Annotated in this window: 18 protein-coding genes; 17 read left to right on the top strand and 1 reads right to left on the bottom strand. The window is 46.3% G+C overall.

Annotated elements, in window-relative coordinates; genetic code table 11:
• The first annotated feature begins 16 nt into the window (after positions 1-16).
• The 15 genes from RH89_RS00485 to ovoA all read left to right on the top strand — a co-directional run bounded on the left by RH89_RS00485 (position 17) and on the right by ovoA (position 17,430).
• The gene (locus RH89_RS00485; RefSeq protein ID WP_244410384.1) at positions 17-1,423 is read left to right on the top strand and encodes an ATP-binding protein; all 1,407 of its coding nucleotides are present in this window, start codon (positions 17-19) and stop codon (positions 1,421-1,423) included.
• Positions 1,420-2,655, top strand: a complete 1,236-nt coding sequence (locus RH89_RS00480) for an ABC transporter substrate-binding protein (RefSeq protein ID WP_004397811.1) — start codon at positions 1,420-1,422, stop codon at positions 2,653-2,655. The genes RH89_RS00485 and RH89_RS00480 overlap by 4 nt, the downstream gene beginning before the upstream one ends.
• Before the next feature lie 166 nt (positions 2,656-2,821).
• Positions 2,822-3,724, top strand: coding sequence for a PIG-L family deacetylase (locus RH89_RS00475; protein WP_004397809.1), 903 nt, complete (start codon positions 2,822-2,824; stop codon positions 3,722-3,724).
• A gap of 246 nt (positions 3,725-3,970) precedes the next feature.
• Positions 3,971-5,494, top strand: a complete 1,524-nt coding sequence (locus RH89_RS00470; RefSeq protein ID WP_022549643.1) for a PTS transporter subunit EIIC — start codon at positions 3,971-3,973, stop codon at positions 5,492-5,494.
• Between the two features lie 162 nt (positions 5,495-5,656).
• Positions 5,657-6,352: a 5'-methylthioadenosine/S-adenosylhomocysteine nucleosidase gene (mtnN, locus tag RH89_RS00465; protein ID WP_004397805.1), complete on the top strand. Its 696-nt coding sequence runs from the start codon at positions 5,657-5,659 to the stop codon at positions 6,350-6,352.
• 8 nt (positions 6,353-6,360) lie between these two features.
• Complete coding sequence (locus RH89_RS00460; protein ID WP_004397804.1) at positions 6,361-7,314, top strand: cobalamin biosynthesis family protein; 954 nt, start codon at positions 6,361-6,363, stop codon at positions 7,312-7,314.
• A 1-nt stretch (position 7,315) separates the two neighbouring features.
• On the top strand, positions 7,316-8,146 hold the full coding sequence (btuF, locus tag RH89_RS00455; protein ID WP_004397803.1) for a vitamin B12 ABC transporter substrate-binding protein BtuF: 831 nt from the start codon (positions 7,316-7,318) through the stop codon (positions 8,144-8,146).
• Positions 8,147-8,154: 8 nt separating this feature from the next.
• Positions 8,155-8,775 carry a trimeric intracellular cation channel family protein gene (locus RH89_RS00450; RefSeq protein WP_004397802.1) on the top strand — a complete coding sequence of 207 codons (621 nt, stop codon included), beginning with the start codon at positions 8,155-8,157 and terminating at the stop codon, positions 8,773-8,775.
• A gap of 220 nt (positions 8,776-8,995) precedes the next feature.
• Positions 8,996-9,979 (top strand): questin oxidase family protein, encoded by a 984-nt coding sequence (locus tag RH89_RS00445; RefSeq protein ID WP_004397801.1) that lies wholly within the window; start codon positions 8,996-8,998, stop codon positions 9,977-9,979.
• Complete coding sequence (locus RH89_RS00440) at positions 9,976-10,416, top strand: VOC family protein (protein WP_004397800.1); 441 nt, start codon at positions 9,976-9,978, stop codon at positions 10,414-10,416. Before RH89_RS00445 ends, RH89_RS00440 begins: the two co-directional genes overlap by 4 nt.
• Before the next feature lie 17 nt (positions 10,417-10,433).
• Positions 10,434-10,994 carry a flavodoxin family protein gene (locus RH89_RS00435; RefSeq protein WP_004397798.1) on the top strand — a complete coding sequence of 187 codons (561 nt, stop codon included), beginning with the start codon at positions 10,434-10,436 and terminating at the stop codon, positions 10,992-10,994.
• A 649-nt stretch (positions 10,995-11,643) separates the two neighbouring features.
• Positions 11,644-13,104 carry a tryptophanase gene (gene tnaA / locus RH89_RS00430; RefSeq protein ID WP_038144514.1) on the top strand — a complete coding sequence of 487 codons (1,461 nt, stop codon included), beginning with the start codon at positions 11,644-11,646 and terminating at the stop codon, positions 13,102-13,104.
• Between the two features lie 124 nt (positions 13,105-13,228).
• Positions 13,229-14,443, top strand: coding sequence for an aromatic amino acid transporter (locus RH89_RS00425; protein WP_004397793.1), 1,215 nt, complete (start codon positions 13,229-13,231; stop codon positions 14,441-14,443).
• Positions 14,444-14,471: 28 nt separating this feature from the next.
• Positions 14,472-14,855, top strand: coding sequence for a Rid family detoxifying hydrolase (locus RH89_RS00420; protein WP_004397791.1), 384 nt, complete (start codon positions 14,472-14,474; stop codon positions 14,853-14,855).
• Between the two features lie 460 nt (positions 14,856-15,315).
• Entirely contained in the window at positions 15,316-17,430 is a 2,115-nt protein-coding gene (ovoA, locus tag RH89_RS00415; RefSeq protein WP_004397790.1) for a 5-histidylcysteine sulfoxide synthase, read from the top strand.
• A gap of 147 nt (positions 17,431-17,577) precedes the next feature.
• On the opposite strand, the gene RH89_RS00410 is transcribed toward ovoA, so the two are convergent.
• On the bottom strand, positions 17,578-17,844 hold the full coding sequence (locus RH89_RS00410; RefSeq protein WP_004397789.1) for a hypothetical protein: 267 nt from the start codon (positions 17,842-17,844) through the stop codon (positions 17,578-17,580).
• A gap of 427 nt (positions 17,845-18,271) precedes the next feature.
• On the opposite strand from RH89_RS00410, the gene RH89_RS00405 reads away from it, so the two are divergent.
• Both RH89_RS00405 and RH89_RS00400 read left to right on the top strand, forming a co-directional pair.
• Positions 18,272-19,468: an ABC transporter substrate-binding protein gene (locus RH89_RS00405; protein ID WP_004397787.1), complete on the top strand. Its 1,197-nt coding sequence runs from the start codon at positions 18,272-18,274 to the stop codon at positions 19,466-19,468.
• A 1-nt stretch (position 19,469) separates the two neighbouring features.
• The gene (locus RH89_RS00400) at positions 19,470-20,690 is read left to right on the top strand and encodes a CaiB/BaiF CoA transferase family protein (RefSeq protein WP_004397785.1); all 1,221 of its coding nucleotides are present in this window, start codon (positions 19,470-19,472) and stop codon (positions 20,688-20,690) included.
• The last annotated feature ends 70 nt before the right edge of the window (positions 20,691-20,760 follow it).

The raw sequence follows: 20,760 nt of genomic DNA, 5'->3' as shown, positions 1-20,760 counted from the left end.
AGGTATGCTGCACTCAATGGTACCTAGAATTACCGTGTCCATGTTCGCGGTCATTCTACTGGCAGAGGTCTTCGCAGGGATCGTCTGGTTCAAAGCGACATCAGCATCAAAAAGAGAATCAGCCAGTATCGCGGTTTCTACCATTACTTCAGCGGCAGCAGAAACCATCAACTATTTCGCTGACCTGCCTGTTAACTATCGTCATTTGATTCTTGAGCAGCTTCGTAATATCGGGGGAACCCGATTTTTTGTATCAATGAACAATAGTGCTCTCACTATGCCTTCTCTGGTGGAACACGCGCTCGTCCCTGCCATGGAAGCTCAGGCGATAGAGCAGCTAGAAAGTCAGATAAAGCACTCGCAATCTTTAAAGGTTACGCTCACCAGCCGTGAAGAAATCTTATTGTTCAATACAGGGTTACATCTTGATGAGCTCCCTGCTCTCTGGAAAGACTACAGCTTGGTATTAGGCAAACTCGACTTGCCTATAATGGTGATTCAAGTCCAGCTACCCGAGGACAAATGGCTCTACCTCGCTACGGTTTTACCTCTGTCTTTTAATGACCTTAAAAACAGCGTTATCGACGGTCGGCAAATCACCTTCCTCCTGATTGTGACGGTGCTACTCGTAGGGGTTTCGTACGTGGTTCTCAGCCGGGAAATTCGACCTTTTCGCTCCCTTGCCCGTTCAGCAACGCTAATGGGGGCCAATATGGAAACTGAGGAAATTAAAGAAGAAGGTTCCAGTGAAACGCGAGCTGCGATACACGCGTTCAACAAAATGAACCGGCGTATAAAAGCCTACCTTCGCGACCGAGACATGTTCTTTAATGCAATCTCACACGACATCAAAACCCCTCTGGCTTGCTTAAAGCTTCGAACAGAAATGCTGGAAGATCCTCCAACCAAAGCCCGATTCGAAAAACTGCTTAATGAAGTAGAGTTTATGCTCAATGGCGCACTTCAATGCATGCGCGACAATGACATTCATGAAGAGCTGGAATGGTTTGATCTCAATGACTTCGTTGAACAGTGCGCTGCTGTCCACAACCAAAATCAAGAGGTGGTTCGACTGCATCAAATGCCACCAATACGTTTATACGGAAAACCACTGGCGATTAAGCGCTGCCTGTTCAATCTGGTAGACAATGGCGTTAAGTATGGTCAGACCGTGGATATCAACATGTACGTCAATCAGGATTCTATTCAAATCACCCTCCACGATGCAGGTCCTGGTATTGCCAATGATCAGTTGGAAGAAGTCTTTAAGCCTTACTACCGTATTCATGATGATGTGGATGGGTCTGGATTAGGGCTGTATATCTCCCGAAGCATTGCTCGCAGTCACGGCGGCGATGTCACTCTGTCAAATTCTCCAGATGGTGGGCTGGAAGTGGATATTGTACTGGCAAAAATTGTATGAAAATCGGATATAGCCTTATTTTGCTGCTCACCGCAGCGCCAGCTTTTTCAAAACCTTCTTTCGAGTTACTGCATTGGTGGACAGCTAATGGTGAAAATGCGGCGTTATCCGTTATTGAAGATCGCTTTCATCATTCCCCCGTTCGCTTGGTTGGAGACTCCATAACTGGCGGGGGTGGCGCACCCGCCAAAACCATATTGCAGGCCAGAGCCATTGCAGGCAACCCACCCAATATCGCTCAGATGGAAGGGCCTGCAATACAGTCCTGGGCGGCGTTAGGTTTTTTACACAATGTTAATGCCGTCGCGGACGCTCAAAACTGGGATCAGGTTTTGTACCCCGAAGTGCAGAAGATCCATCGATATGAAGGGAATTATGTCGCCATCCCGCTCAACATTCACCGATTAAATTGGATGTGGGTTAACACCGAAGTATTAACCCAACACGGTGTCGCCATTCCTCATGACTGGCATTCTCTTCTCACTTCGCTCACCGAGCTAAAAGCCAAAGGCATCACCCCTTTGGCATTGGGTAGGGAGCAATGGCAAATCGTTCAGCTTTTTGAAAACATTGCATTTGGTATCGGTGGCGCAGATTACTACCGAAAAGCTTTTGTGCAATTAGAACCACAAGCCCTAAAAAGCCAGGAAACGGAAGATGCCTTACAGAGGTTCCGAGCAATCGCCAACATAACCAGAGAAGACATGAGCGATAAGCGCTGGGATCAGGGAACTCAGTCTTTAATTGAAGGACGTGTCGCCTTCCAAATAACCGGAGACTGGGCGTTAGGAGAAATGTTGTATGCAAATGCAACGATACCTGACCATATAGACTGCATTGCCTTCCCTTCTACTGAAAAAGGATTTATCTACAACATCGACAGTCTCGCCTTTTTCAAAGCGCATCAAGATGACTTAGAAACACTCAGTTATGTCACAACATCATTATCTCAGCCGGAATTTCTTTTGACATTCAGCCAAAAAAAAGGTGCAATTCCAGCACAGAAAAACATTTCTGTGGAAACATTATCTCGGTGTCAAAAAAAATCGCACTTCGAATTTAATCAGGCTATTAATACGGGGAATGCGATGCCGAGCTTTATTGACTCTATGGCAGTCAATCCTATTATTCAAAATGCGGTATCGAAAGAACTTTATAAATTTTTTAATGACCCTTCCATTAAAACGAAAACACTCATTAACAACTTAAGTGCGTTAAGTCATAATATTTAATGAGAAATACAAAGTGTTTTTATCTTATTTTTTACAATCCAGAATAAACGTATCCATTTCTAAAAAAACACTTACAAAGTAATTACAAACTTGAACCTTTAAACATAAGTAACTCTTTAGTATCTATCAATAACGAACCGATTTGATGATATATGGAGTTACAACAATGAAGTTAACCTCGACGTTAATTAGCCTTTCAGCGTTACTTCTTTCTACCAATATTCAAGCCGAAGAATATCGCATTATTAGCCCACACCACGACGACGCGTTATTGGTCTTTTCTGGTTATATATCCAGCCTGAATCTCACTAACGAAAGTGATGAGCGAATTGTTGATGTGATGTTTGGCGCGTCCAACTACTCTACCAACCACTTAGATGTACTGACCGATAAGAGAGTACTGACCATCACCAAGGCACGCTACGCAGAAGACTATGATGCGCTAACTGACCTGTTTACAGGGTGGGATAAATTCAGATTCAGAAGTTACGGTTACTACGATGCACCACTGAGGAAATATGTTGGGGACGTCACTGCCGGAGGTGGTCCTGCTGGTACATTCCGCAACTTCAGACAGATTGAAATTGATACTTTCAATATGATGGTGCACAACTTCACTTCCATCTTGCAGCGCGAAAACTGTACCTTACTTGTGCCAATTGCCAACGGGATTCACATTGACCACTTCATGACAAAAGAAGCGGTGATCACGGCAGCATACAAATTAGGAAACCAAGCCAAGTGTAAAATTAAGTTCGGGCAGGACCAACCCTATACAGACGCCAACCCACAAAATGTGAATTTAGAAATTGCGGCATTAAAATCACGTTTACCTGATGGAGCGATTACCGAAGAAGTTTATGACATTCCATTAGAACCCGGCACCAATGAAACCATTAAATTAAATAAATTTAAGAAACACTACGTAACTCAATACGACACTGGATATATCGGTCCACTGACATCGAATTTAAGAGAAGTGGTTTATGTTTGGGATCCTGCCACATACGGTCAGGTAAAATCTCATCGCCACTGTGATGGTTCAAGTTACTGCAGACTGGCACCATAATCCGAATATAAATAACAAGTAGTGGCTTATTACATCACCCCTAGTCACCTTAGTGTATGGTCATTACTTCAAGGCACCTTCGGGTGCCTTTTTCACTATTAACTCTCATACTTAATTTCAAAAATCACCAATTGTAATTTGTCTTTTACAAAGTGAAAGCATTTGTAACCTTGGGCATGGACTAAGTTGATATTCTTCCAAAACATAAGAAAGAAATCGAAACGTGAAATATAGAAGGATTTAACAATGTTCGAGAATATGAAAAGTGCCCTATCGCGGCTTTCTTTAATAGGGAAAGCGTTAATGCTCCCCATATCCATATTACCTGCGGCCGGTCTTTTGCTGGCCTTTGGTGCAAAACTGGATATTCCATTAATGATGCGTGCAGGTGGCGTTATATTTGATAACTTGCCACTGCTATTTGCTGTAGGTGCAGCGGTTGGTTTAACTAAAGAATCAGGTATCGCAGCACTGGCAGCCATCGTGGCACTTGTTGTAATGAACGCCACCATGGGGGTTGCTTTAAACATTACCCCAGAAATGGCGATGGGCGGTGGACGCTATGCCATGGTTATGGGTATCCCATCCCTACAAACCGGTGTGTTTGGTGGCTTGATCGCGGGTATTTTAGCGGCAGTGATGTACCAACGTTTCTATCAGACCAAATTGCCTGACTTTTTAGGCTTCTTTGCCGGTAAACGCTTTGTGCCAATTATCACTGCATTTACGGCATTCCTGATCGGTCTGGTACTTCCTCATATCTGGTCTTACATTCAGTCTGGCATCGATGCACTTTCTCATATGGCTAACAGCGGTAACATGTATGTGTCTACCTTCATCTACGGCTTTATGGAACGTGCTCTTATCCCTGTTGGCTTACACCACATCTTCTACAGCCCATACTGGTTCTCTTTCGGTGAATACACCACTGCAGCAGGTACTGTTGTAAACGGTGACCACACCATCTGGTTCAAAATGCTAGAAGACGGCGTGACCAGCTTCTCTACAGCGGAATACCAGGAAGCAGGTAAATTCCTTTCAGGTAACTTTGCTATTTACATGTTTGCATTCCCAGCAGCTTGTCTGGCGATGTACCACGAAGCAAAAGACAAAAATAAGAAGATTGCTGCAGGTATTCTAGGTTCTGCTGCACTGACTTCTTTCGTTACAGGTATCACTGAGCCAGTTGAGTTTGCGTTTATCTTTGTTGCACCACTGCTTTATGTGTTCTCTGCCATCATGGCGGGTGTGTCTTATGCGGTGACTTACGCGCTGGACGTTCACATTGGTAAGACTTTCTCTGCAGGTATCATCGACTTCGTTTCGTTCGGCGTATTGCCAGCCATGGATGGATTCAAGACAAACTGGATCAACGTCATCCTTTGGGGTAGTGCAATGTCCGTGATTTACTACGTGGTATTCCGCTTCGCTATCCGCAAGTTTGACTTTAAGACTGTGGGTCGTGAAGACCGTGACAGCGCGGCAATCACTCTAAGCAATGAAGAGTTAGCGAAAGAAATCACCGTACTGATTGGTGGTAAAGAAAACATCACAAACATCGGCGCATGTATTACTCGCCTGAGACTGCAAATTAAAGATCAGTCACTAGTGAAGGACGAGGAAATCAAAGCTCTGGGTGCTATGGGAGTGATTAAAGTAGGCTCCAACGGCTTGCAAATCATCCTAGGCTCTAAAGCTCAGTTTGTAGCAGACATCATGAACTCTGATGGCGAGGAGTCTCCTCAAACTCTATCGACTTCGACAAGCTAATAGTCAGATAACGTTCCTATAAAATGTCGCGCCCAGCATGTTTAATAACAGGCTGGGCGCGATTGGTTTTACACAGAAAATATTTCGCACCTTCAGGTTAGAGAGAGCACAATATTCCTGCTACAATCCGCTGTAATTGAATCATCAACTTAGAGACAACAAATGAAAATCGGTATTATCGGTGCCATGCAGCAGGAAGTGGCTATCCTGAAAGAAGCGATGACAAATTGCGTAGAAGAAAACCGCGCAGGTTGCACTTTCTACACAGGTCAGATTAACGGCGTAGAGGCTGTTTTGCTTCAATCTGGTATTGGTAAAGTTGCCGCATCTGTCGGGACAACTTTGCTACTGGAAAGTTACAAACCAGACGTTGTGATCAACACAGGTTCAGCGGGCGGTTTTGATTCTTCTCTGAACCTTGGTGATGTTGTTATTTCAACTGAAGTTCGCCACCACGATGCCGATGTCACCGCATTTGGTTATGAAATTGGTCAGATGGCCGGTCAGCCAGCTGGATTTGCTGCCGACGAAAAACTGATGGCAGTTGCGGAACAAGCACTTTCACAAATGGAAGAAAAACACGCGGTTCGCGGTTTGATCTGTACGGGTGATGCGTTTGTGTGCAGCGCAGAGCGTCAGTCTTTCATTCGCAAACACTTCCCAAGCGTTATCGCTGTGGAAATGGAAGCAGCAGCCATTGCTCAGACTTGTCACCAGTTCAAAGTCCCATTTGTTGTGGTTCGCGCTATCTCTGATGTAGCAGACAAAGAATCGCCAATGAGCTTTGAAGAGTTCCTGCCGCTCGCGGCGAAAAGCTCTTCAGAAATGGTTCTGAAAATGGCTGACTTGCTGAAGTAAGCGTATTTATGGAAGCGCTTTTCACCAAGCTGTATTCCAACGGCGCCCTATTGGTTTTGTGGGGCGCTTTGCTGTTCCACTTTATCCTCCCTATTCCCAAAGCCGTTCATCCGGCAACTCTGTGGCATAAATTCGCAGAGCTCCTTGCCAGCAAGGTCAACAACAACCAGCAACATAACCAGAGCATGCTTTCTGGCAGCTTAGCCTGGGCGTTGATGTGTTTCCCGGCATTGGTTTTCTTCATCGCACTTCGACCATTGGTCTGGCAACCTCAACTGTTTGACCTGGCTTTGCTATTGTTGGCAATCGACTGGCGAAGTAACGAATCGCTCGCCAAACACTTGATGGAAGCGTTAAACAGGGAAGATAAAAAACGCGCCCGCCGGGAGCTGGCTCCACATGTCAACCGGGTGACGAAGACATTGTCCCCGCTTGGGCTGGGTAAAGCTGGCGCGGAAACTCTGATTATGGGGTACGGACGCAACGTAGTTTGCGTGTTGTTCTGGTATGCCATCGGTGGTGGTATCGGGGCATTTATGTATCGCCTGATTATGGAACTGGCAAGAGCCTGGTCACCTAGCCGCAGCGAGTTTCTTCCATTTGGGGTGCCTGCTATAAGAATGCTGGCAATCATTGAATTTATCCCTCTGCGCCTCTTCAGCCTGTTGGTTTCAGCGGGGAAGAATATGTCGGCAGCGTTATCTGGCATGATTTCTCAGGGCAGAACCTGGCCAACTCCCGGTCCTGGCTGGTTAATGGCAGCAGTCGGCAACAAGTTGGAACTGTCTTTGGGTGGTCCTGCCATTTATGGCGATAAGAAAACCGCCAGACCAAAAGTTGGTGGTCGTATTGCCCCTTCTTCTTATCATCTTTCTCAAATTCAACATCTGCTGGCATGGCGTATTTGTGTCTGGGTTTTACTCCAGAGCCTGGTCATGGCGGCTATTTACCAAGGTGTCTAAATTGAAATATCGTATTGCTTTGCTGGCGACCCTGCTGTTCAGCTCAAGCTTACTGGCTGATTCCAGTGTAAAACGAATCATATCTCTGGCTCCGCACGCAACCGAAATCGCTTTTGCCGCGGGGCTTGGCGATAAACTGATTGCTGCAACCGACCATAGCGACTACCCGGACGCAGCCAAAAAGCTGGAGCGAGTCGCAAACTATCAGGGCATCAAGCTGGAGCGGATTGTTGCTTTGCAACCTGATCTCATCATTACCTGGCCAAGTGGTAATCCGGCAAAAGAACTGGATAAACTGAAAAAACTCGGTTTTAAGATTTACGAATCGAAGACAGGCACTTTTCAAGACATCACAAACAACCTTATCCAGTTGAGCCAATACGCCGATGATCCAACCATTGGTAAGAAAGCCGCTAAAGAATTCGAGCAGGCTCTGGCGAACTTAAAGCAACGTTACGCAACCGACCAACCTGTTAAGTACTTTTACCAGTTGAGCACCAAACCCATTATTACCGTTGCCCAGCACAGTTGGCCAAGTGAAGTGTTTTCTTACTGTGGCGGCGAAAACATCTTTGTTGATAGTGCATCACCTTACCCTCAGGTAGGTGAAGAACAGGTTGTTATCCGTCAGCCCGATGTTATCTTTACATCGCGACATGCTGTTCAGAACGAATCGCTCTGGAATGGCTGGGCATCGCAAGTGCCTGCGGTTCAGCATAAGCAAGTCTGGTCTTTGAATTCCGACTGGATTAACCGCCCGACACCACGCACGGTTTACGCTGTAGAACAGGTGTGTGATTTCTTTGAACAAGCCAGAAAAAACATAAAGTAAGAACCGTCATGGATGCAACATTACTCTATCTGATTGACATGTTTGGTACGGCAGTCTTTGCCATTTCTGGTGTTCTTCTGGCAGGTCGCCTGAAGATGGACCCATTTGGCGTTGTGGTACTGGGCAGTGTGACGGCAATTGGCGGCGGCTCAATTCGAGATATGCTCTTGGGGGCAACCCCTGTATTCTGGATTTCAGACACCGCTTATCTCTGGGTTATTTTGTTCACCTGTGTCGCCACCATGGTGATCATCCGGCGACCAAAGCGCCTGCCTTGGTTTGTGCTGCCAGTCTGCGATGCGATTGGTCTTGCGGTGTTTGTCGGAATTGGCGTAGAGAAAGCCTTAAGCTATCAAGACAGTGCACTAGTCGCTGTAATCATGGGTGTGCTCACAGGCTGCGGTGGCGGGATTATCCGAGACGTTCTGGCAAGAGAAATCCCCATGGTGCTTCGAAGCGAAGTGTATGCCACAGCCTGCCTGATTGGGGGCATTGTTCATACCAGCGCTATTGCTCTTGGCTTAGATCACTCTCCGGCTCTGCTGTTAGGTATCTTTACTACCCTGACTATTCGCTTAGCAGCCATTAAATGGCACCTTTCACTGCCTGTATTTGCCATCAATAAGTAACCTGAACTCAGGGTACGTAATCCCCCTTCTTTCGAATCGAGCCCACATCACTGATGTGGGCTTTTTTAATCCTTAACATTCATGATGATTTCTTGAGCAACTTCTCATTTACGCTCCCTTAAAACTGATTAAGTAAAGTTTTTTGTTTACTTAATCAATATCAGGTTTATATTAATAAACAAATTACTTTACTAATAAAATATCAGTGGCAGGAAGCACTATGAGCGAAGTGAATCGCAACACCTTAGATTTGATCCATCAGGCACATCAATTTGATCCAAATTACGGAGACAGGTTGAGTAATCACCTTCCAATGGCTTTGATCGCATTAGATCTGGGTGGTGCACCAGTAAAACGAGTCACCGAGTTTTATCAGGAGTATGTCGGCAGGCTTGAACCACTTTGCTGTGATCCTTCCAATCAAAGTCGGTCGCTAGGTGATCGGGCAGATTTTTCTAACTGGGTGGATTTTTATCAGCAAGAGCTAGATTCACAGGGTATTGAAGCAACCTTGTCTCTGCACTTAACGGATCTGTTCAACGGAGTTTCTGCCGCGGCTTTTCATGGGCTGATCCGGCTTTCATATGCTATCGATGCACAAAGCACTCGTGAAATTGCTCATGCTCTTGCTTATCTGGCAACCGAATATCAACCGATTGGCGAGCTGCGAAATGACGCTGGTTATACGCTAAAAGAGCAGCTCAGACTTGCCCACCAGCAGTATGTAGATTTCCAGTTTGGTCCGGGCATTATTGTGGATCGTATTCAGGAAGTCGCTGACTCAGAGCAGTTTCGTTTTGTTGCTTCTTCCCCTTCTGATCTGTCCAGACCTTTAGTTGCAGAAGCCGTAATCACCCCTTTTATTCACACTAACGACTTTACGTTGCTGCATGGTGTCACCGGATTTCAGGCTTTCCTGAATGTCGAACGCTTTCTTCCTGATCCCAATAAAGGATTGCAGCAATTCTGGCAGGCGTATGTCGCCGCTTACTGCACCAGTCTCCCTAATGCGGAGCGTCCGAGTGACGAGCTGACTGACTCGCCGTCAGTGCCTTCATGGGAAAACACCATGAAACGAGCCAGCACCAGCCTGGATGATCACACCATAAAACTGGTCTACAGCTGTTATCGGATCCACCAAATTATTCCAACCCCTCAGTGCATGAAGGCAGCGCAAATGCGCCTTGCTAAGGAGTCATTATGAGTACCTATGTCGAACACGCGAACGTAACGGTTAACAACATCGAACGTGCCATTGCATTTTTGCAAACCGCGCTACCGGATTTTGAAATTCGCCATCAAGGAAAAAGTCAGTATCGATGGTGTCATATCGGAACGGATTCAACCTACATCGCCCTGCAAGAAGGCAACATTAATGAAGATGACAACCGGACGCCTTATCGCCATGTCGGGATCAATCACATCGGTTTTGTTGTGGATGATGCCGATGAAGTGCAGCGAAGATTGGTTGAACAAGGTTACCGACAAAATGATATGGAGACTGAACACCCATTTCGCAAACGCCTGTATTTCTACGATCACGACGGCATGGAGTGGGAGTTTGTTCAGTATCTGAGTGAAAAGCCTTCGGAAAGAAATGATTATTTATACCCAAATACCCCAAATACCCCAAATACTTAAAATAAGGAGAAACGCCAGTGGCTAACATCGCAATCGTGTATTTTTCGAAATGTGGCGCAACCAAGGCTCTTGCTGAGGACATTGCAGGAGGCATACGAAGTGTGCCCAATGCCGAGCCTGTTTTACTGGAAATTCAGCCGAAGGACATCATCGAGGGTCGCTACACAAACGACGCAATATTTGAACAACTGAAAACTTGTGATGGCATCATCTTTGGGTCACCCACATACATGGGCGGACCAGCCGCTCAGTTCAAAGCATTTATGGACACCAGCAGTGATGCGTATTGTGAACAGGATTGGAAAGACAAATGGGCAGCAGGCTTCACCTGTGGAGGCAGCCTGAATGGCGAACAAGAACAAACGCTGTTCTCGTTTTTTGTTCTGGCATGCCAGCATGGCATGGTGTGGGCAGGCTTGAATACCTCAGAGCACACCAGCGACAAAGGTCTGAATCGTCTTGGTTCGAACATTGGTTTGACTGCCTGTAACAATCATATCGACGAATTGGTAGATGAAAACGATGCTCAAACGGCTCAATATCTCGGTCTGAGAGTTGCCAGGCTAGCGACTAAGTAACCACTAAAGCCAAGTAAATTCAACGTGCTACAAACTTCTGAATTTGCTTGGTTATCTTCTCACTTTATTGACTGAGTTTGTGTGCATATTTGCACCTAATAAAATGTGAGCCTATCTGCTATTTTTATATTGAAAAGTATTTATCCGTATTAACCTAATCACATTTATATTTTTGCTGGATTCTATTTATACTATTATTAATATATATTCATTCTAAACAAAGCGTATTTTGTTTAAGAGCAGAGGAACATCTCATGAATATGTACCTTAAATGGCAATCTAAATTTCAGTTCACCTTGTTGGACTGGTATACGCTTGATCACCAAATTTCATTTCACCTTTCTTCTGAATAATCCAATCCAGCCTGACTTGAGAGCATAGGCTTCAATAGGATCAAGGTCTGAGCCTTTCACGCATTGAACCCTTTCAGGATTTCGCTGCTGTTGGCTTCAGCTAATGAATAAACCTATTGTTTATTTTCTATTATGAGTCTGGCTCTCTAAGTTCTGATTATTTCAAATTATTAAATATATTCCGACATTATTTATTTAGTGGTCATCGCTACATCCCTCAAATAGCGAATCCATAAATAAAAATGACGGCTGGATAGATCTATTCGTTCACATATGTGAATAAAAAAGGCAGAAAAATGGATAATTTTAAGCACTTACCAGAACCATTTCGCATTCGTGTTATTGAGCCCGTCAAACGCACGACAAAAAAATACCGCGAGCAAGCCATCTTAAAAGCAGGAATGAACCCGTTTTTGCTGGACAGTGACGATGTGTTTATCGACCTTCTCACCGACAGCGGAACAGGAGCGATCACCCAACAGATGCAGGCAGCCATGCTGATTGGTGATGAAGCCTACAGTGGCAGCCGTAGCTACTATGCGTTAGCCGATGCGGTCAAAAACATCTTTGGATACCAATACACCATCCCCACTCACCAAGGACGTGGTGCAGAACAAATTTATATCCCTGTATTGATTCGAAAACGAGAAAAAGAGAAAGGGCTCGACCGCAATAAAATGGTCGCCTTATCGAATTACTTTTTCGACACCACTCAGGGGCACACTCAGGTGAATTGTTGTGTCGCCAAAAACGTCTATACCGAAGAGGCATTCGACACTTCCATTCATGCAGACTTCAAAGGTAACTTCGATCTGCAAAAGCTTGAAGCCGCGATTTTAGAAGCTGGTGCTGAAAATGTCCCTTACATTGTCAGTACCATCACCTGTAATTCGTCTGGCGGGCAGCCTGTTTCTATCGCCAACCTGAAAGCCGTCTATCAGATAGCCAGACGCTATGACATTCCAGTCATCATGGATTCCGCACGATTTGCAGAGAACGCCTACTTCATTCAGCAGAGAGAACCGGGATACCAGGACTGGAGCATCGAAGCCATCACCCGTGAATCGTACCGCTACGCCGACGGCTTAGCGATGTCGGCTAAAAAAGATGCGATGGTGCAAATGGGCGGGCTGCTTTGCTTTAAAGATGACTCGCTCGAAGACGTATACAACGAATGCCGCACTCTATGCGTCGTGCAGGAAGGCTTCCCTACTTATGGAGGGCTTGAAGGCGGTGCGATGGAACGTCTGGCAGTCGGTCTTTACGATGGTATGCGACAGGATTGGCTGGCTTATCGAATCGGTCAAATCCAGTATCTGGTCAATGGTCTTGAAGCCATTGGAATCACCTGCCAACAGGCTGGCGGACATGCAGCATTTGTTGATGCCGGTAAGCTTCTCCCTCATATTCCCGCCGATCAGTTCCCTGCACACGCTTTAGCTTGTGAGCTATACAAAGTTGCAGGAATTCGCGCCGTTGAAATTGGCTCTCTTTTGTTAGGGCGAGACCCGGCAACAGGTAAACAGATCCCATCCCCTGCGGAACTGCTTCGCCTGACGATCCCGAGAGCAACCTACACGCAAACCCACATGGACTTCATCATTGAAGCCTTCGAGAAAGTGCTGGAAAACACTCAGAACGTAAAAGGACTGACGTTCACCTATGAGCCAAATGTTCTGCGTCACTTCACTGCTCGACTGGAAGAAGCGGAAACCTCTTCAGCAGACCAGCAGGCGATGCCTATGACGGAAGCATAATTCAATCAGGCACACTTCGGTGTGCCTTTTCAATGCTGCAAAGTCGCGTTAGCAATATGTTTGGCATTTCAAATGCTAGGCAGGGGTTGTTACGCGCCATAAAGAAGGATTTAAGGTAGTTATTATGAAAGGAAAACCCTCTATTTTAGGCGGTGCATGCATTATTGCCAGTGTCTGTGTTGGGGCAGGAATGCTCGGTTTACCCAGTGCGGGGGCGGGTGCGTGGACGGGGTGGTCGATGCTCGCCATTGCCTTCACCATGATAGTGATGACGCTATCAGGATGGATGTTACTGGAAGCATTTAAGCACTACGATCTAAAAGTGTCATTCAATACCGTGACTAAAGATATGCTGGGCAACAATATGAACCGCCTGAATAACGTAGCGGTGTACTTTGTTGGCGGGATCTTGCTGTACGCTTACATCACGTCTTCCGGCTTGATATTGCAAGACATGCTCTCGGTAGACAGCAAAGTCGCTTCGGTTTTGTTTGTTCTGGTGTTCTCATCATTTGTGTGGCATTCGACCCGAGCGGTGGATCGCATTTCGGTCGTACTGATTGCTTTTATGGTTTTAAGCTTTGTGTTCGGCGTTTCAGGTTTGGTTGCCAATGTAGATCTGAGCATTCTGTTTGACCGGATCAATCAGGAAACCAGCTACGCACCTTATGCCATGGCAATGCTGCCCGTTGCACTTACCTCATTTGGTTACCACCACTCTGTTTCTAGCATGCGCTGTTATTACGGCGAAGAAAAGCGCGCTAAGTACGCCATTCTTGGCGGCACGGTGATCGCCTTGTCTCTTTATTTTCTTTGGGTGATGAGTATTTACGGCAACCTGCCCAGAGACCAGTTTGGTCCTGTGATTGAGCAAGGCGGTAACGTCGATGCCCTTCTTTCAGCACTCGGCTCGGTTATCGAATCAGAAAAAGTCGCCAATGCCATCAATACCTTCTCGATCGCAGCCATTCTTTCATCCTTTATTGGTGTTGGATTGGGTGTCTTCGACTATCTGGCAGACCTTTTAAAATTTGAAGATTCCAAAGCGGGCAGAACCAAAACCTGGGTTGCCACCTTTCTGCCACCACTGATTCTTTCACTGCTTTTCCCGTTCGGGTTCTTAGTTGCCATTGGCTATGCCGGCGCTGCCGCTACGCTCTGGGCCTGCATAATTCCAGCCCTGCTGGTGCGAAAATCCCGCCAACGAGAAGACGGAAATGAAGGTTTCATCGCCCCCGGTGGCACACCATTTATTTTTATAGTGATGGGCTTTGGAATCCTGACCGCCCTCTTCCACTTTATGTCGATGCTTAACCTCTTGCCTGCATTTGCAGGATGACACTCACCCGATTAGATATGGAACCGTTATGAAAACTCTCAATACACCACTTGCTCCTCAAGCCATTGGTCCTTACGTACAGGGTAAAGACATCGGAAATCTCGTTTTTACCTCTGGGCAACTTCCTGTTCACCCAGAAAATTCAACCATTCCGGATAGCCCGGAAGCTCAGGCCACACAGTCTTTGCGCAATGCGCTAGCGATCCTCGAATCTGCAGGTTTAGGTGCTAAGGACGTTATCAAAACCACGGTGTTTGTGCAGGACTTAGACGATTTCGGTGTTATTAACGCCGCTTACAAAGTCTTTTTCGACGCTCACGATGCCCCTTACCCCGCACGTTCCTGCGTTCAGGTAGCTCGTTTACCTTTGGATGTGAAGGTAGAAATTGAGATGATCGCAGCCCGAAACTAAGCCGGTATCAGCATCAATAAGCCGCTGTAATGGCGGCTTACATTTCAAACACCAATAGTGACCCAATTCACATTCTTACCAACGCGTCTGTATCCTTTCTGACAATTCGACGGTCTGTCATATATCGGCATAACGCCTTTATTTCTATGAACTAGTGTTATTAGGGTCTGTTGACCTTTCGCGGTTAAATTTTGTTCGAGTTCTATGTGGTTTAATCGCGGCGCAAGGTCTTTAGCTTAGTCGTTCTAAGCAAATACCTTGCAACAAAGAGTAAAGCACATAGAACCGAACCCTTCGGGCAGTATTTGTGGCTCCTTTCTACTGTGTTACCGCTTATTGATGTAGGGCAACTACACCGAATAAGCGGTGCCTTGTATAAAGAACCCACAAATGGCTGCAAAAATCAGCTCGAAAGGTCAACAGACCCTAGCGTCACACCTACCCAACTGGGAGCGTCATTATGGAAAACGACTTAATCCGGGATCATCAAACCATTCTTCTAACCGGAGAAAGTGAGCAAGAAAAACGCGAAGAGCTACTGAATTATTTCGACCAGACCTGGCGTCTTTATGAGTCTCTGTTTGAAGTGATCAATAACGATGAAGCTTATTACAAAAAAGCGGAGCCACTGCGCCACCCGCTGATTTTCTACTTCGGCCACACCGCCACTTTCTTCATCAACAAACTCAAGCTCGGCAAGATCATTGAAAACCGCGTCAATGAACACTTTGAGTCGATGTTCGCCATAGGCGTTGATGAAATGTCCTGGGATGATCTGGATGACGCGCATTACGACTGGCCTGCCGTGAACGATGTGAGAAGCTACCGTGATGAGGTTAAAACACTCATCGAATCCACGATCCAATCGATGGAACTGACGCTACCCATCACTCAGGATCAGCCTGCCTGGGCGATCTTGATGGGAATAGAACACGAGAGGATCCATCTGGAAACCTCTTCCGTGATCATCCGCCAGCTTCCTCTGGAAGATGTTTCCTCACACCCCGTCTGGGCTTCCTGTACCGATACGGGTTCTGCACCTGAAAACAGCTTGGTGAGCGTTGCCGGAAAACACGTCACCTTAGGCAAAGGTGAAGATGACCTCACTTATGGATGGGACAACGAATTCGGTCAACAAAGCTGCCAGGTGCATGACTTTAAAGCGTCTAAGTTTTTGGTTTCCAATCAGGAATACAAAGAATTCGTCAAAGACGACGGCTATCGTCAGTTGCGTTTCTGGAACGAAGAAGGACAAGCCTGGCTTGAATATACCCAAGCCGAAATGCCTAGATTCTGGCGCTTAAAAGAGGGCGTTTACTGGCAGAGAAATCTGACTGAAGAAATCCCGCTGCCGCTGAATTGGCCGGTAGAAGTAAACCAACTGGAAGCCAAAGCATTTTGTAACTGGAAAGCAGAGCAAAGCCAAAAGTCTGTCCGCCTGCTTACCGAAGCAGAATGGCAATTACTGCGTGACAATATCGAAGAAGACGCGCCTGTCTGGCATGAAGTTCCAGGTAACCTTCAACTGGCATTTTATGCTTCATCCTGCCCTGTGAATCGCTTTGGGCACAACGGCATTTACGACGTTATTGGTAATGTCTGGCAGCACACTGAAACCCCTATCGATGGCTTTAGCGGATTTGAAGTTCACCCACTGTACGACGATTTCTCTACCCCAACCTTTGATGGCAAGCACAACCTGATCAAAGGTGGCTCTTGGATCTCAACCGGAAACGAAGCCATTCGTGGCTCGCGCTATGCGTTCCGTCGTCATTTCTATCAGCATGCAGGTTTCCGTTATGTCGAATCGGATCAGAATCCGCAAGACATGGTATCGATGAACATCTATGAGACTGATGAGCTCATCTCCCAATACCTTGAGTTCCACTATGGCGATGAGTACTTCGACGTGCCTAACTTCTGCGTCAACGGCATTGCGCAGGTAATGCAGACGATTCAGGTGAGAAACAACGCTCGTGCATTGGATATTGGCTGCTCTGTTGGACGCGCCACTTTTGAACTGGCAAAACACTTCGGTCATGTTGATGGCATCGATTTCTCGGCACGCTTTATCCAGCAAGCTTACGCTCTGACTGAGCAGGGAGAGAAGCGCTACACCATTCGCACCGAAGGCGATCTCGTCGAGTTTAAGAGCATTACGCTAGAGAAGCTGGGTTATTCACATCTAACCTCTAAAGTGAACTTTATGCAGGGCGACGCCTGTAACCTCAAGCCTCAGTACACTCAATACGACTTGGTTTATGCTTCAAACCTGATTGACAGGCTTAACGATCCAAAAACGTTTCTGACCAGTATCAGCGAGCGCGTTAACCAAGGTGGTCACCTTGTGATTGCTTCTCCTTACACCTGGCTGGAAGAATACACCGAGAAGAGTAAGTGGCTTGGTGGTATCAAAGTGAATGGGGAGAATCACACCACGCTGGATGGGTTAACCGAGGCGTTGATAGGCGAATTTGAACTGGTGGCAGTAAAAGAAGTGCCGTTTGTTATTCGTGAAACCCAACGCAAGTTCCAGCACACCTTGTCTGAAATGAGCATCTGGCGAAAACGCTAACCCGCAGATGAAGACTTAAAACAAGGGCTCTGTTTATGAGCCCTTTTTTTGCTATTTTGTTTTTTGATAACTTAACGCAATTTCTGCTGCAAAGTAAAAACTCGGACTTGGCAGTGCAGCACTTAATTTTTATTTATTATGTACTTACTATCGCGAATTTTTACAAACCAGCCTAAAGTCGGAAGGTATCATATACAGCCCGCCAAAAATAACACCTTCATCTGTAGTCCATTCCATATCAATGCTAGCTTTAGTACCATCTTCAACTAGCTCAGTAATAGGGTACTGCCTGCCTAACATATCTTTGTGAAGTGTTTTCATATCGTCATCTAAAGTGTCAAGAAACTCAGGGTAAATATATAGCACTTCAACTACATCTCCTGCTTTAACCTCATTACCATCAATATCGACCATTTACTTACCTATACCGTAACTGCCCTTCTATATAATCGACCAAGGGTTAAACCCCATTGATTCTATGGCATCCAACCCATTTAAAAACATAGAGTTAAACAATCCCATTATCTGTTCTTGGTTGTAAAAAATAAACAAAGTCTTGCCAAAAGCAGGTACAAGATAAATTTCATGATTTCATATCGACTCACAACATCCTTTGCTCCACTTTCTCCTTTCAAACAAGTCTAAGTTTTCACTTCTCCCAAACTCAGGTGTTCAAAGGGCTCTGGCGATCTTTTCACTTTGGAATGGCAGAAACCCACAACCAACTGTTCAAAAAACAACCTACCAATCTCAACAATGACACTTTACTTTGTTTATATATGAAAACAACATTTATATAGGAAAGCTTTTATCGTAACCAATTTGGATGGTAGCGACAGACATGTCATACGAAAAATCGACAAGGATAAAAGGGCTTGCCTGGGATCATGAACGCTGCTGCGGTCCGCTTGATGCCAGTATCCCTTTGTTTAAAAAGAACAACCCACATATTGAAATCCAGTGGGACAAGCAACCGCTCAGTGCATTTGGTGAAGGTGACCTGAATCAGGTGCTGAAGCAGTACGACTTGCTCATCATCGATCACCCTTTTATCGGGGAAGCCTGTGAGGGCAATTACTTCCACGATCTGAAAAACCTGCTGCCAGATGGGCTAATAAAGGCTCACTCCCTTGATGCTATTGGTCCCTCGTTCGAGTCTTATTGCCACAATGAGCAATTGCTCGCCTTGCCTATTGATACGGCATCTCAGGTAGCGGTCAGCCGCCCCGACATTATGGAATCTCAGGGTTGGCGTTTGCCCAGAACTTATCAGGAACTGGCTGAACTGAGCAAAGCGGTGCAGAAAAAAGGGCTTTACATCGGCTACCCTGCTGCCGAGATCGACATCATGTGCAGTTACCTCACTATAAGTGCCGCACTGGGTTCTCCTTTGAAAGATGATGGAGCATTTACCGATTTCACTACGTTTTCAAAAACCATTGGCATGCTCAAAGAGATGCTTTCATTTGCTCATCCTGACTCACTCGAATGGAACCCTATCCAGTGCTATGACTACATGATCGAGCATGATGACATTCCCTATTCCCCTTTAGGCTTTGGCTACCTGAATTACTCTGCCAAGGCTTTTTCTACCAAGCTCAGTTTTCACAACATTGTGGCTTTCAATAATGAATTACCTGCCCGCTGCGGGCTATTAGGTGGGGCAGGAATTGCCATAAGCAAACACAGCGACAAACCACAAGAAGCCGCCAAGTACCTCGCCTTTCTTTGCTCTCCTGAATATCAGAGTTCGGGATACATCTTTGCGGGGGGTCAGCCAGCGTTTGGGGCAGCCTGGCGTAACAAGCAAGCCGACGAGCAGTTTGGGCATTTCTTCTCTCAAACCCTTGAGGCAACAGAGCAAGCTTACCTGCGCCCAAGGTTTTCTGGGTTTATGACCTTCTTCCGCAGCGCGATGCCAGTCATTGCCAACCTTGTAACCAGCGACTCTGGCAATACAACTCACGCTTGGAAAGACCTATCTGAACGATTCAAAACCTGCCAGCCATCTCAAGCCAAGACAATAAAGGATTTTTAGCATGAACAAAGCACTAAACGGCGTTAAAGTTCTGGATTTCAGCCACCTTCTTCAAGGTCCGTTTGCTACCCAGATGCTTGGAGATATGGGGGCTGACATCATAAAAATTGAGCGACATGGAAAGGGCGACTTGTTCCGTAGCCTCACGTTTTTCAATAAGTGGGTAGGAGGAAGCGAAAGCCCTAACTTCCTGGCCTGGAATCGCAATAAACGTTCTCTGGCTGTCAACTTAAAAAATCCAGACGTGCACCAGTGCATCATGGAAATGGCAAAAACTGCCGATGTGGTGGTTCAAAACTTCCGCCCGGGGGTATTGGATAAATTGGGCTACGGTTATGAAGATTTTAAAGCAGTAAATGACCGCATTATCTATTGCTCGGGTTCTGGGTACGGGGAGAGCGGACCTTACCTGAGCCGACCGGGTCAGGACATGCTGGTTCAGGGTTTGACGGGTCTGGCATCCAACACCGGTCAAGCCAGCCAACCGCCGGTACCGACTGGCGCGGGTATTGCCGATCAAATCGGTGCCATGAACATGGTTTATGCCATTTTGTCTGCTCTGTATTACCGCGAGAAAACTGGAAAAGGACAGAAACTGGAAATCAACTTGCTCGCGGGAATGATGGCGCACCTAGGTCAGGAATACCTTACGGTACTCAACCTAGATCAGGATTTTGAACGCCCGGATTCAGGGATTGGACACCCGGGAATGGACGCACCTTTTGGTGTTTACCAGTGCAGCGATGGCTTTGTCAGCATTGCCATGAGCCCGTTTTCAACACTGATTGATGTGCTAGGTGCTGACCACCTTTCAGCCTACGACAACCCTCAGGTTCTGTTTGATAAACGAGATGAGATCTGGGAAGCCATCAACAAAGAGACCCAGAAATTCACGCAAGCCGAACTTATGCAACGTCTGTTGGAAGCCGACGTATGGTGTGGCGAAATAAAGGATTTTCGTCAGGCAAGTGAAGACCCGCAGGTCACGCACCTCGGCATGATCACTGAATATCAACACCCTACTGCGGGCGACGTAAAAGTGGTCGCACCCGCGGTAACCATGAGTGAAACCCCTCCCAAGATTGACCGCCCGGCGCCTTTAGTTGGGCAACACAGTATCGAAATCCTTCGCGAACATGGAATCGCGGAAGAGCTGATTGAAAAACTGACTCAGTCAGAAGATGTAACGGTGCAAATGCAGCATGAAAGCCAGGGGAAGTAGGTTCTGGCTGTTATGCCGTATTGCTGTCGGATGTATTCCTCATCAAGAGGTAAACACCATCTAGGAGAAG

This window comes from Vibrio nigripulchritudo ATCC 27043 (assembly GCF_000222685.1).
GTDB lineage: Bacteria > Pseudomonadota > Gammaproteobacteria > Enterobacterales > Vibrionaceae > Vibrio > Vibrio nigripulchritudo.
Note: the sequence above shows the minus strand (reverse complement) of the source record. Positions and strands in the feature narration are given on the sequence as shown.